A 12,736-nucleotide genomic window follows, 5' to 3' on the forward strand; every position below is an offset into this window, starting at 1 on the left:
ACCCTCGTGAGTGGCGATGGTCGCTGCAGCGACCATCGCCACTCACCGGCTCACACGGGCAGCGGCGCCGACGCCCGGCCGACGATCAGACCACCCGTGCCGCCGGAGGCCGCCGGGTCGAGGTTGACCCGCACCGTGTCGCCCTCACGGACGGCTCCCGAGAGCAGCTCCTTGGCCAGCTGGTCGCCGATCGACGACTGCACCAGCCGCCGCAGCGGCCGCGCCCCGTAGACCGGGTCGAACCCGTTCATGGCCAGCCACTCGCGCGCCGCGTCGGTCACGTCGAGCGTGAGCCGCCGCCGCGCCAGCCGCCCGCCCAGCACGCCGAGCTGGATGTCGACGATGTGGGTGAGCTCCTCGGTCGACAGCGCGTGGAAGACCACGACGTCGTCGAGCCGGTTGAGGAACTCCGGCTTGAAGTGCCGCTGCACCACCGACATGACCGCGTCCCTGCGCTGCGCGTCGTCGAGCGCCGGGTCGGCGATGGCCTGCGAGCCGAGGTTCGACGTCAGCACCAGGATGGTGTTGCGGAAGTCGACCGTGCGGCCCTGGCCGTCGGTGAGCCGGCCGTCGTCGAGCACCTGCAGCAGCGTGTCGAAGACGTCCGGGTGCGCCTTCTCGACCTCGTCGAACAGCACCACCGTGTAGGGGCGGCGGCGCACGGACTCGGTGAGCTGGCCGCCCTGGTCGTAGCCGACGTAGCCGGGCGGGGCGCCGACGAGGCGGGCCACCGAGTGCTTCTCGGAGTACTCGCTCATGTCGATGCGCACCATGGCGCGCTCGTCGTCGAACAGGAACTCGGCCAGCGCCTTCGCCAGCTCGGTCTTGCCGACGCCGGTCGGGCCGAGGAACAGGAACGACCCGGTGGGCCGGTTCTCGTCGGAGATCCCGGCGCGGGCCCGGCGGACGGCGTCGGACACCGCACGGACGGCCTCGGCCTGGCCGACCACACGTCGGCCCAGCTCGTCCTCCATGCGCAGGAGCTTGGCGGTCTCGCCCTCGAGCATGCGCCCGGCGGGGATGCCGGTCCACGCGCTGACGACCTCGGCGACGTCGTCGGGGCCGACCTCCTCCTTGAGCATGACGTCCTCGTGCTCCTGCACGACCTCGGTCTTCGCGGCGAGCTCCTTCTCCAGCTGCGGGATGCGGCCGTAGAGCAGCTCGGAGGCCCGGCCCAGGTCGCCGTCGCGGTCGGCCCGCTCGTACTCGCCACGGAGCTGCTCCAGCTGTGCGGCGAGCTCGCGGGTGGCCTCGATGGCGCCCTTCTCGTTCTGCCAGCGGGCGGTCAGCGCGTTGAGCGTCTCGCGCTTCTCGGCCAGCTCCTCGCGCAGGGCTGCCAGCCGCTCCTTGGAGGCGTCGTCGGACTCCTTCTCCAGCGCCATCTCCTCGATCTCCAGCCGGCGCACGGCGCGTTCGACGGTGTCGATCTCGACGGGCCGGGAGTCGATCTCCATTCGGAGCCTGGACGCGGCCTCGTCGACGAGGTCGATGGCCTTGTCGGGCAGGAAGCGCGCGGTGATGTAGCGGTCGGAGAGCGTGGCGGCGGCGACGAGCGCGGCGTCGGTGATGCGGACGCCGTGGTGCACCTCGTAGCGCTCCTTGAGCCCGCGCAGGATGCCGACGGTGTCCTCCACCGACGGCTCGCCGACCAGCACCTGCTGGAAGCGGCGCTCCAGCGCGGGGTCCTTCTCGATGTGCTGGCGGTACTCGTCGAGCGTGGTGGCGCCGACCATCCGCAGCTCGCCGCGGGCGAGCATCGGCTTGATCATGTTGCCCGCGTCCATCGCGCCCTCGCCGGTCGCACCCGCGCCGACAATGGTGTGCAGCTCGTCGATGAAGGTGATGACCTCACCGGCGGAGTCGGTGATCTCCTTCAGGACGGCCTTGAGCCGCTCCTCGAACTCGCCGCGGTACTTGGCCCCGGCCACCATCGACCCGAGGTCGAGGGCGATGACGCGCTTGCCGCGCAACGACTCCGGTACGTCGCCGGCGACGATGCGCTGGGCGAGGCCCTCGACGATCGCGGTCTTGCCGACGCCGGGCTCACCGATCAGCACGGGGTTGTTCTTGGTGCGCCGCGACAGCACCTGCACGACGCGCCGGATCTCGGTGTCGCGCCCGATGACGGGGTCGAGGTCACCCTCGCGGGCCCGGGCCGTGAGGTCCTGGCCGTACTTCTCCAGGGCCTGGTAGCTGCCCTCGGGGTCGGGACTGGTGACCCGCGCGGAGCCGCGGACCTTCGTGAAGGCCTCGCGCAGCGCGTCGGGCGTGGCGCCGTGGCGCTGCAGCAGCTGCGCGACGGGGCCCCCGGCGGAGGCCAGCCCGACGAGCAGGTGCTCGGTGGAGACGTACTCGTCGCCCATCTCGGTGGCGAGCTGCTGGGCGGCGGTGATGGCCGCGAGCGCGTCGCGCGAGAGCTGCGGCGCGCTGACGGTCGAGCCGGCCGCCGACGGCAGGCGCCGGTCGAGCTGGGCGAGCTCGCCCCGCACGGCGGCGGTGTCGGTACCGACAGCCTCGAGCAGGGGAGCGGCGATCCCGTCACCCTGGGCCAACAAGGCGCCGAGCAGGTGACTGGGACCGACGTCCGGGTTGCCTGCGAGGGTGGCCGCCTGGGCGGCGGCAGAGATCGCCTGCTGGGTCTTGGTGGTCGGGTTGAAGGCGTCCACCCGCGTTCCTCCTGGTCCTTCCGTGGCGCTGGTGGGCAGCACGGCCCTCGGCCAGTGTGCCCTGTCATCAGAGCCAACGTCAGGAAACTTGAGTCTGTTCCGCTCAACTGCGCCGATTTTCGTGGTTGAGATACTGGACCACGATGACCGACGACCCGCTGCTCACGAGCCTGCTGGCCGCCGTGGCCGCCGCACCCGACGACGTGCCGCTGCGGCTGCACGTCGCGGAGCTGCTGACCACGGCCCATCGCCCCGCCGACGCACTGGCCCACTGCAGCCACGTGCTCGCCGTCGACCCGGGCAACCCCGCCGCGCTGGCGCTGCTGCAACGGATCACGGGCGCGCTGACCGGAGGCGCCCCCGCCGCATCCCCGCCGGAGCCCGCCCACGAGCCGCCCACCGGACCGCTGCCCGCGCCGGGGTTCGACTGGGACAAGGCCGAACAGCAGGTCGCCGACATCCGCTTCGCCGAACCGGCACCCTCCGACGACATGGGGTCACCACCCACCGAGGACTTCCGCGCACCCGAGCGACCCACCGTCCGACTGTCCGACGTCGGCGGGATGGACGAGGTCAAGCAGCGCCTGGAGCTGGCGTTCCTGGGCCCCGTCCGCAACCCCGACATGGCCAGGCGGTTCGGCGCGACCGCCCGCGGTGGCCTGCTGCTCTACGGCCCGCCCGGCTGCGGCAAGACGTTCATCGCCCGCGCCGTCGCCGGCGAGCTGGGGGCGAAGTTCGTCGAGATCGGGATCGCCGACGTCCTCGACATGTGGGTGGGACGCAGCGAGCGCAACCTCGCCGAGATCTTCCGGACCGCCCGGCGCAACGCGCCCTGCGTCCTGTTCCTCGACGAGGTCGACGCCCTCGGCCAGAAGCGGTCGCACCTCACCCACTCGGGCAGCCTGCGCAACACCGTCAACCAGCTGCTGTCGGAGCTGGACTCCGCGACCGGCGCCAACGACGGCGTGTTCGTCCTCGGCGCCACCAACCACCCGTGGGACCTCGACAGCGCGCTGCGCCGCCCCGGCCGCTTCGACCGGATGCTGCTCGTCCTGCCGCCCGACGCCCGGGCCCGGGCGTCGATCCTGCGTCACCACCTGCGCGAACGCCCCGTCGCCGAGCTCGACGTCGCGAAGGTCGTGAAGGCGACCGAGCACTACTCCGGTGCCGACATCGCCCACGTCTGCGACACCGCCGCCGAGCGGGCGCTGGCCGCGTCGATGCGCTCGGGCACCGTCCAGGCGCTGACCACACGCGACCTGCTCGCCGCCGCCCGCGAGGTCACACCCAGCACCGGGCCATGGTTCGCCGCCGCCCGCAACGTCGCCCTCTTCGGCAACACCGACGGCAGCTACGACGACCTCGCCGCCTACCTCAAACGCCACCGGAACCTGTGAGCGCGCCCCGGCCCGACACCGACGGCCTCGCCGGCGCGCGGGCCCGGATCGCGCACCTGCGCCAGGTCCGCCGCCTCGACGACGCCGAACGGGCCGCCCGCGAGGCGCTCTCGTCGTGGCCGGGGGACGCCGGCCTGCTGTGCGAGCTCGCGGCCGTGCTGCTGGCACAGCAGCGGTACACCGACGCGCTGCCCGCCGCCGACGCCGCGGTCGCCGCCGACCCGGCGGACGAGCGCGGGCACCGGCTGCGCGGGCTGCTGCTGTCGATGCTCGGCCGGCACGCCGAGGCGCTCGCGGCGGCGTGGACGGCGGTGTCGATCGCGCCGCAGGAGCCCGTCGCCGGGGTCGCCTACACCCGGGTGCTGCAGCGCGCGGGCCGGTTGCGCGACGCCGCGCAGGCCGCGGGTCACGTCGTCACGCTGGCGCCCTCGTCGGCCGAGGCGCACTTCCTGCTCGCCGACGTCGCCGGTGACCTCGGCGACGTCGCCACGGCGCGGCGCGCCTACGAGGAGACGCTGCGCCTCGACCCCGAGCACGCCGCGGCCCGGCACGACCTCGCGGTGCTCGACGCCCGGGCCCGCAGGCCCGGCCGGGCACTGCGGGGACTCATCGACGCCGGCCGCCTCGCCCCGGCCATGACGCAGGTCCGGTCGACGGTCGTCGCCGTGCTCTGGCAGCTGTCCGGACGCCTGCGGCTGTGGCTGGTCGTCGCGACGATCGCCGTGCTCGTGACCGCCGACGACCGGCTCGCCGCGAGGATCGTCGGTGGCGTCGTGCTGCTGCTCACCGTCGCGCTCGGGTGGTGGTCGCTGCGCGACCTGCCCCGCGGGTCGTGGCCGGTCCTGGCCGCGACGCTGCGCACCGACCGCCCCCTCACCCTCGTCTACGCGGTGCTGGCGGTGTGCGTGCTCGTGCTCGTCGCGGTCGTCGCCACCGGGCTCGGAGCGCTCGCGATCCTCGTGTGGTTCGCACTGGTCGCGCTCGGGCTGCTGACGCTCGTCGTCGGGCTGGTGCGCAGGCGCCGGCAGCGGGTGGCGGAGCGCTGACCTCAGCGCCTGCGCAGGGTGCGTGACGCGCCGCCGGTGAGGTGGGTCGAGCTGGGGAAGCGGCGGCGGGCGGGCCGGGCCACCGCGTGCGGCTCCCGCGGCACACTCGGCTCGGTGCCCTTCGCGTGGAAGTAGTCGCCGCCCTTGCGGGCGGGGTCGTCGGTGCCCCAGGCGCGGCGCTGCGACACCCGTTCCATGCGCGGGATGTGCTTGCGACAGTGGATGTAGGCCTCGTCGACGTCGACGACGACCCAGCGCTCGGCGCGCCGGCCACGGCCGTGGTCGACGGCGACGTCGCCGTGGCGGTCGCGGAAGTCGGCGTCCTCGACGATCCGTGCCGTCCCGTTGACGTGCAGCCCGATGAGGTCGTCGACGAAGTCGACCATCAGCAGGCCGACGTGGGCGTTCTCGCTGATGTTGCCGAGGCTGGCGTGGACCCCGTTCCCGCGGTACTCGGGATAGGCGAGGGTGTACTCGTCCAGGACGACGACGAATCCGGGCGGTCCGGCCCGCAGCGAGGCGTCGCATTCGCCGTGCGCGTCGGCCGTCGAGACGAACAGCATCTCCATCCGTCCGACGAACTCGATCATCCGGGGGAGCAGCCGGTCGCGCATCTGGTCGGCGTAGAACCGGTCGGCTCGCTCGCGGCTGCCGTGCGCCTCCTGGAGGACGTGCTCACCGGACGAGCCGGGCCGCGGAGGCTCGGGGGAGTCGGCTCCCCGCCTGGTGGGAGCCACCACCGGGGCGGTGTCGGGTACCTCGACGGGTACCGCGACGGACGGGCCGGACGACCTGCGCAGGGCGGCCCGGCGGGGGCCGGCGCCACTGGAAACACGGAGAGCCACGTCTACACCGTGCCACTTTGTACCCGGGTGGTCACGCATTGCTCCGTCGGGCGCTACGCTGCCCTATCGGCGCGGGCTCGCGCCACCCTGTGTGATCACCGTCCCCGAACGGATGAAGATGTGCTGCGAAGATCGGCTCGCGGTTAGGGTCGGAGACCCGCTCGCCGCCGCGCGGCGCCACACGTTCAGCCCCAGCACGACCGAGGAGAGTGTCGGCCCCCGATGACCGCCGATCAGCTGCTCAGTGCCGACCTCCCCGCGGCTCCTGCGCACCCCGCCCCCCTCCCCGACGCCTCCGGCATGGTGAAGACCATCCGCCGCAGCTGGAGCCTCATCGAGGCCGAGGCCGACGACCTGGGCCGCCACTTCTACGCGACGCTGTTCCGCAACGCGCCCGAGACCCGCGACCTGTTCCCCGTGAACATGGAAGTCCAGCGCAGCAGGCTGCTCCGCGCGCTGGTCCACGTCGTGCAAATGGTCGACCAGCTCGACGAGCTCGTCCCGTTCCTCCAGCAGCTCGGCCGCGACCACCGCAAGTTCGGCGTCCTCACCGAGCACTACGACGCCGTCGGCAACGCGCTGATGTCCGCCGTCTCGACCTTCGCCGGCACCGGCTGGACCCCCGACGTCGAGCAGGCCTGGACCGACGCCTACGCCGTCGCGGGCAAGGCCATGAGCGAAGCCGCCGCCGCAGAGCGCGGTCGCGCCTCCTGGATCGGCCGCCTCGTCGACCACCGCCGCATCGGATGGGACCTCGCCGTCATCACGGTGCAGACCGAGGAACCCATCCCCTACCAGCCTGGGCAGTACGTCAGCGTCGAGACACCCCAGCGGCCGCGACTGTGGCGCTACCTCTCGCCCGCCAACGCGCCGCGCCCCGACGGGACCATCGAGTTCCACGTCCGGGCCGTCACCAACGGCTGGGTCAGCCGCGCCATCGTCGCCCACGCCCGCGTCGGCGACACCTGGCGGATCGGCCCACCCATGGGCCGCATGGGTCTGCCACAACACGACGGCCGCGACCTGCTGATGGTCGCGGGCGGCACCGGGATGGCCCCGATGAAGGCCGTCCTCGACGACCTCACCCGACGCCCCGAGGCGCCCCGCACCCAGGTCTTCGTCGGCGGCCGCACCTGGGACGACCTCTACGACTTCGACGCGCTGCGCCGCATGTCCTACGCCCACCCGTGGCTCGACGTCGTCCCCGTCCTGGAGCGCGACGAGGACGCCGCCGGTGCCGAGCGCGGCACCCTGGCCGACGTCGTCACCCGCTACGGATCCTGGTCCGACCACGACGTGCTGGTGTGCGGCTCGCCCGCGATGATCCGCGCAACGGTGTCGCGGATGCTGGTCGCCGGCACACCGCTCGACCGCATCCGCTACGACCCGTTCACCATGGACTGACCCGCACACGCAAGACGCCGGGTCCGACCTGGTCGGACCCGGCGTTCGTGCGCGGATGTCAGCCGTCGTTGCGCGGCTTGGGCCGCCACACGACGAGCGCCTGGCGCCGGTCGACCGGCACGAGGTCACGCCGGTAGGACTGGTGCACGACCGCCGCGGCCTGCTCGGCCGCCGCGTGCGCGGCCGACAGCTCGGCCGTGAGCTCCTCGATGCGGGCACGCAGCCCGTCGACCAGCTGCTCCAGCTCGATGATCCGCTTCACCCCGGCCAGGTTGACCCCGTCGACCTGGGACAGCCGCTGCACCTCGCGCAGCAGCGCGATGTCTCGCGCCGAGTACCTGCGCCCACCACCGGACGACCGGCCGGGACTCACCAGCCCCAGCCGGTCGTAGCTGCGCAGGGTCTGCGCATGCATCCCCGCGAGCTCGGCAGCGATGGAGATGACGAAGACCGGACTGTCCGAGCTCGCACCCGGAGGCAGAACCGCGTCCACGACGGGTTCGTCGCCATCGGCCGACCTCATCAGGGTCACCTCCCGTCGAGCAGACCCGCGCGCGGATCGAAGTCCTTCGTCGACTCCGCGTAGGCCTGCAGAGCTTCCGTGGCCGCGTCGTCCAGCGTCGACGGGACCGCCACCTCGACGGTGACCAGCAGGTCACCGGTCTTGCCGTTCTTGCGCCGCACCCCGCGACCGCGCACCCGGAAGGTCCGGCCGCTGGCGGTGCCCGCCGGAATCTTCAAGGACACGGTCCCGTCGAGCGTCGGCACCGTCAGCGTCGCACCGAGCGTCAGCTCCGGGAAGGTGACGGGCACCTTCAGGGTGAGGTCGTCGGCGTTCTTCGCCGAACGGCCGAACACCTTGTCCGCGGTGACGTGCACCTTGACGAACAGGTCGCCCGCCGGCGCGCCACCACGACCCGGCTCGCCCTGACCCGCGAGCCGCACCTTCTGCCCGTCGTCCACGCCCGCAGGGATGCGGACCGTCAACGTCCGGGTCCTGGTGCTCACGCCGTTGCCGTGGCACTCCGGGCACGGATCGTCGACGATCCGGCCCGTCCCACGGCAGTCGGTGCAGGGCTCGGAGAAACCGAAGGCACCCTGGTTGCGGGTGACCAGGCCCAGCCCGTCACACGTCGGGCAGGTGTGCGGCGTCGTGCCCGGCCGGGCACCCGACCCGCCACACGTCTCGCACCGGCCCGGCGCACTCAGCCGCAACGCCACCTCGGCACCGCGGACCGCGTCGTCGAAAGCGATACGGACCTCGGTCTCGACGTCGGCACCCCGCTGGGCACCCGCCCGGGCACCGCGCGTCGCGCCGCCCCGGCCACCTCCGCCGAAAAGCCCGCCGAACAGGTCGCCCAGGCCACCGGCACCCCCGCCGCCGGCACCCGACCGGGCGAACAGGTCCTCGAAGGACTGCCCGCCCGCGCCGGTGCCGAAGCCGCCGGGGAAACCACCCGCGCCGCCCCCGAAACCACCGCCGCCGCCGGCGAAGAGCGCGCGGGTCTCGTCGTACTCCTTGCGCTTCTTGTCGTCGGACAGGACGCCGTAGGCCTCGGACACGGACTTGAACCGCGCCTCGGCCTTGGCGTCGCCGGGGTTGGCGTCGGGGTGCAGCTCACGGGCGAGCTTGCGGTACGCCTTCTTGATCTCGTCCGCGGACGCGCCGGAGGCGACGCCCAGCTCGCGGTAGAAGTCCTTCTCGATCCAGTCCCGCTGGGTCATTCCGCCTCCTTTCCGCTGATCAGTTCTGCTGCTCGGAGTTCTGCTGCTGCTCGGAGCCTGCCGCCGGGACGTCTGCCACCGCGCGGTCGACGACGGTCACCATGGCCGGCCGCAGCACCCGGTCGCCCATGCGGAAGCCGCGGCGCAGCACCGTGGACACCACGGTGACGGTCGCGCCGACCGCGTCGGACTCCTCGTGCTGCACGGCCTCGTGCACCGTCGGCTCGAACGGCTCCCCGCCCACGCCGAAAGGCTCCAGGCCCAGCCTCGTCAGCGTGTCGACGAGCTTGTCGGCCACCGACTTGAACGGGCCGTTGAGGTCGCCGTGCTGCTCGGCACGCTCGATGTCGTCGATCACCGTGAGCATCTCGGACGCGAACTGCGCCCGCGCCGCCGCCAGCTGTGCCTGCCGGTCGCGGTCCACGCGGCGCCGGTAGTTGGCGTACTCCGCACTCACACGCTGCAGGTCGGCCGTGCGCTCGGCGACCTCCGACTCCAGCTCGGAGATCCGCGGGTCCGTCGCGGGAGCGGGCTCCCCGGGGGCCGGGGCCCCGGCCGGCTCGTCGCCGGCCGGGGTCCTGACCTCACCGGTCAACGGGTCGATGCGCCGACGATCGCGCACCACGACCCGCTCACCCTCGTGCTCGCCGTCCGGGCCCCTGCGTGCATCGGGTCCGTTCGGGTTGCTCACTTCTTGTCCTTGTCCTCGTCCACGATCTCGGCGTCCACGACGTCGTCGGCCTGCTCACCGGCGGCCGTCGAGTCGGCACCCGGGGCACCCGCGGCGGCGCCGTCGGCACCCTGCTGCTGGTAGAGGGCCGCGCCCATCTTCTGCGACTCCTGCCCCAGCTTCTCCACCGCGGCCTTGAGAGCCTCGGTGTCGGTGCCCTTCAGGGCCTCCTGCGCCTCGCCCAGAGCGGCGTTCACGCCGTCCTTGACCTCCGACGGGAGCTTCTCGTCGTTCTCCTTGACGAACTTCTCCGTCTGGTAGACGAGCGTCTCCGCCTGGTTGCGGACCTCGGCGTCCTCACGACGCTTCTTGTCCTCCTCGGCGTGCTGCTCGGCCTCACGCATCATCCGGTCGATCTCGTCCTTGCCCAGGGCGGACCCGCCGGTGATCGTCATGGCCTGGCTCTTGCCGGTGCCCAGGTCCTTCGCCGACACGTTCACGATGCCGTTGGCGTCGATGTCGAAGGAGACCTCGATCTGCGGCACGCCACGGGGGGCGGGCGGCAGACCCGTCAGCTCGAACATGCCGAGCTTCTTGTTGTACGACGCGATCTCGCGCTCACCCTGGAACACCTGGATCTGCACGGACGGCTGGTTGTCGTCGGCCGTCGTGAAGATCTCCGACCGCTTGGTGGGGATCGTGGTGTTGCGCTCGATGAGCTTGGTCATCACGCCGCCCTTGGTCTCGATACCCAGGGACAGCGGGGTGACGTCGAGCAGCAGGACGTCCTTGACCTCACCGCGCAGCACACCGGCCTGCAGGGCGGCGCCCACGGCGACGACCTCGTCCGGGTTGACGCCCTTGTTGGGCTCCTTGCCGCCGGTCAGCTCCTTGACGAGCTCGGTGACGGCGGGCATCCGGGTGGAGCCACCGACGAGCACGACGTGGTCGATCTGGCCGACGGAGATGCCGGCATCCTTCACGACCTGGTTGAACGGGGCGCGGGTGCGGTCGAGCAGGTCCGACGTGATCTTCTGGAACTCGGCGCGCGACAGCGTCTCGTCGAGGAACAGCGGGTTCTTGTCCGCGTCGACGGTGATGTACGGCAGGTTGATCGTGGCGCTCGACGAGCTCGACAGCTCGATCTTCGCCTTCTCCGCGGCCTCACGCAGCCGCTGCATCGCCATCTTGTCCTTGGTCAGGTCGATGCCCTGCGAGTTCTTGAACTTGTCGACGAGCCACGCGATGACCCGCTCGTCCCAGTCGTCGCCACCGAGGTGGTTGTCGCCGTTGGTCGCCTTGACCTCGACGACACCCTCACCGATCTCCAGCAGCGAGACGTCGAACGTGCCACCACCGAGGTCGAAGACCAGGATGGTCTGCTCCTTGTCGCCCTTGTCGAGGCCGTAGGCCAGGGCGGCCGCGGTGGGCTCGTTGACGATGCGCAGGACGTTGAGGCCCGCGATCTGGCCGGCCTCCTTGGTGGCCTGGCGCTGCGCGTCCTCGAAGTAGGCGGGGACGGTGATCACCGCGTCGGCGATCTCCTCGCCCAGGTACGCCTCCGCGTCGCGCTTGAGCTTCTGCAGCACGCGGGCGCTGATCTCCTGGGCGGAGTACTTCTTGCCGTCGATGTCCTCGGTGGACCAGGTCGACCCGACGTGGCGCTTGACCGAACGGATCGTGCGGTCGACGTTGGTGACCGCCTGGTTCTTCGCCGACTGCCCGACGAGCACCTCGCCGTTGCGCGCGAACGCGACGACGGAGGGCGTGGTGCGCGAACCCTCTGAGTTCGCGATGACCGTCGGCTCGCCACCCTCGAGGACGGCGACGACGGAGTTGGTGGTTCCGAGGTCGATACCGACCGCACGAGCCATGGTTGTTGCCTCCGTGATAACTGTGAGCCCTGCTTGAGCTTGTCCGACTCAAGTCTTCACGTGACTGCTCGGCGCCGTCAAGTCCGGCTTGAGTCCATCACGCTCAACTTGCTTACTCGACCCAACGAGCACCACCCGCACGATGTTCCCGGGGCGCCCGACTTCTTTTCCGACCCCTTCCCGACCGTCCGGCGGGAACATCCGGTGCGTCCTAGGGTGGGCGGTATGACCGCCGGGCCCCGCACCTCCCCGACGCGGCGGGTCCTCCCGGCCGTCCTCGGCGTCGTCGCCGTCCTGCTCAGCGGCTGCACCAGCGTCATCACGGGCGAGGCCGCCGCCCTCGCAGGTGGACGCGAGACCGTCGACCAGGTCCGCCAACGCGTCGACCTCGGCTCGCTCGACCCCTGCGACCTGGTCAGCCCCGCGCAACGCGCCGCCCGCAACCTCGGCGACGCCCAACCGCTCACGGCCGACGCCTCCCTGCCCGCCTGCCAGTGGCTGGGCAAGGGCCGCGCCGCCGACAGTGACCGCATCACGTTCCGGCTCGCCGACACCGCCCGCGACCGCTCCACCGACACCGGCGCACGCGTCACCGACATCCTCGGCTTCTACACCGTCGAACTGCCGTCGACGACCTACCACGCGTGCAACCTCCTCGTCGACGTCGCCGAGAAGCAGACCCTGCAGATCACCCACCTCGCCGACGCCGACCCGAGCGGCGACGCCTGCGCCTCCGGCCGCGACTTCACCGAGTCGGCGCTACGCACCCTCACCCGCATCAGCCGACGCTGACTCCGGCGCCCCCGCCCCCGCCGCCCGCGAGCGTGTGACCAGCGCGGTCGACGCGCTCTCCCGACACGTCCGAGGGCAGGCCCGACATCGAGTGTGTCGTCAGCGCGCGCGTCGAACTCCTGTCACACGCGGGCGTGGGAACGTCGGCGGACCCCGGACCCCGGACCCCGGACCCCGGACCGCGGTCGAACGCGGGGTCGGCTCCGAACGTGTCACCGGGGCGCCGACACCGCTCCCGTCACACGCTCGGGAGGTATGAGCACGGGTCCGGGCGCGAGGGCCCGCCCGGGGCCGGCTGTCACCGGTCGTCGGACACC

At 72.1% G+C, this 12,736-nt stretch carries 10 protein-coding genes; 4 read left to right on the top strand and 6 right to left on the bottom strand.

Translation table 11 applies throughout. The features are described 5' to 3' along the window. Positions 1–50: 50 nt before the first annotated feature. Positions 51–2,666 (bottom strand): ATP-dependent chaperone ClpB, encoded by a 2,616-nt coding sequence (clpB, locus tag AB7F12_RS01265; protein ID WP_428517835.1) that lies wholly within the window; start codon positions 2,664–2,666, stop codon positions 51–53. A gap of 143 nt (positions 2,667–2,809) precedes the next feature. Here clpB and AB7F12_RS01270 point away from each other — a divergent pair, with 143 nt between their 5' ends. After that, positions 2,810–4,063, top strand: a complete 1,254-nt coding sequence (locus tag AB7F12_RS01270; protein WP_428498981.1) for an ATP-binding protein — start codon at positions 2,810–2,812, stop codon at positions 4,061–4,063. Beyond that, positions 4,060–5,109: a tetratricopeptide repeat protein gene (locus AB7F12_RS01275; RefSeq protein ID WP_428498982.1), complete on the top strand. Its 1,050-nt coding sequence runs from the start codon at positions 4,060–4,062 to the stop codon at positions 5,107–5,109. Before AB7F12_RS01270 ends, AB7F12_RS01275 begins: the two co-directional genes overlap by 4 nt. Before the next feature lie 2 nt (positions 5,110–5,111). On the opposite strand, the gene AB7F12_RS01280 is transcribed toward AB7F12_RS01275, so the two are convergent. Beyond that, entirely contained in the window at positions 5,112–5,954 is an 843-nt protein-coding gene (locus AB7F12_RS01280; RefSeq protein ID WP_428498983.1) for a pyridoxamine 5'-phosphate oxidase family protein, read from the bottom strand. Positions 5,955–6,176: 222 nt separating this feature from the next. Between AB7F12_RS01280 and AB7F12_RS01285 the strand changes: the two genes are divergently transcribed. Next, positions 6,177–7,358: a globin domain-containing protein gene (locus AB7F12_RS01285; RefSeq protein WP_428498984.1), complete on the top strand. Its 1,182-nt coding sequence runs from the start codon at positions 6,177–6,179 to the stop codon at positions 7,356–7,358. Positions 7,359–7,416: 58 nt separating this feature from the next. On the opposite strand, the gene AB7F12_RS01290 is transcribed toward AB7F12_RS01285, so the two are convergent. Genes AB7F12_RS01290 through dnaK form a run of 4 tightly spaced genes read right to left on the bottom strand, consistent with a single transcriptional unit; the run spans position 7,417 to position 11,627 of the window. Beyond that, positions 7,417–7,881, bottom strand: coding sequence for a heat shock protein transcriptional repressor HspR (locus tag AB7F12_RS01290; RefSeq protein WP_428498985.1), 465 nt, complete (start codon positions 7,879–7,881; stop codon positions 7,417–7,419). A 5-nt stretch (positions 7,882–7,886) separates the two neighbouring features. Further along, positions 7,887–9,083: a molecular chaperone DnaJ gene (dnaJ, locus tag AB7F12_RS01295; RefSeq protein WP_428498986.1), complete on the bottom strand. Its 1,197-nt coding sequence runs from the start codon at positions 9,081–9,083 to the stop codon at positions 7,887–7,889. A gap of 19 nt (positions 9,084–9,102) precedes the next feature. Further along, positions 9,103–9,774 (bottom strand): nucleotide exchange factor GrpE, encoded by a 672-nt coding sequence (grpE, locus tag AB7F12_RS01300; protein WP_428516731.1) that lies wholly within the window; start codon positions 9,772–9,774, stop codon positions 9,103–9,105. Further along, a complete protein-coding gene (dnaK, locus tag AB7F12_RS01305) occupies positions 9,771–11,627 on the bottom strand; it encodes a molecular chaperone DnaK (protein ID WP_428498988.1) in 1,857 nt (618 codons plus the stop codon). Before dnaK ends, grpE begins: the two co-directional genes overlap by 4 nt. 225 nt (positions 11,628–11,852) lie before the next feature. Between dnaK and AB7F12_RS01310 the strand changes: the two genes are divergently transcribed. Beyond that, entirely contained in the window at positions 11,853–12,419 is a 567-nt protein-coding gene (locus AB7F12_RS01310; protein WP_428498989.1) for a DUF3558 family protein, read from the top strand. Positions 12,420–12,736 lie beyond the last annotated feature (317 nt).

It is taken from the genome of Pseudonocardia sp. (assembly GCF_050250275.1).
In the GTDB taxonomy this organism is placed as follows: Bacteria; Actinomycetota; Actinomycetes; order Mycobacteriales; family Pseudonocardiaceae; genus Pseudonocardia.

Excerpts from the sequence above, each read along its gene's own strand:
- AB7F12_RS01270 (WP_428498981.1), top strand. The coding sequence starts at position 2,810 with ATGACCGACGACCCGCTGCTCACGAGCCTGCTGGCCGCCGTGGCCGCC.
- AB7F12_RS01290 (WP_428498985.1), bottom strand. The coding sequence starts at position 7,881 with ATGAGGTCGGCCGATGGCGACGAACCCGTCGTGGACGCGGTTCTGCCT.
- dnaK (WP_428498988.1), bottom strand. The coding sequence starts at position 11,627 with ATGGCTCGTGCGGTCGGTATCGACCTCGGAACCACCAACTCCGTCGTC.
- AB7F12_RS01310 (WP_428498989.1), top strand. The coding sequence starts at position 11,853 with ATGACCGCCGGGCCCCGCACCTCCCCGACGCGGCGGGTCCTCCCGGCC.
- AB7F12_RS01285 (WP_428498984.1), top strand. The coding sequence starts at position 6,177 with ATGACCGCCGATCAGCTGCTCAGTGCCGACCTCCCCGCGGCTCCTGCG.
- dnaJ (WP_428498986.1), bottom strand. The coding sequence starts at position 9,083 with ATGACCCAGCGGGACTGGATCGAGAAGGACTTCTACCGCGAGCTGGGC.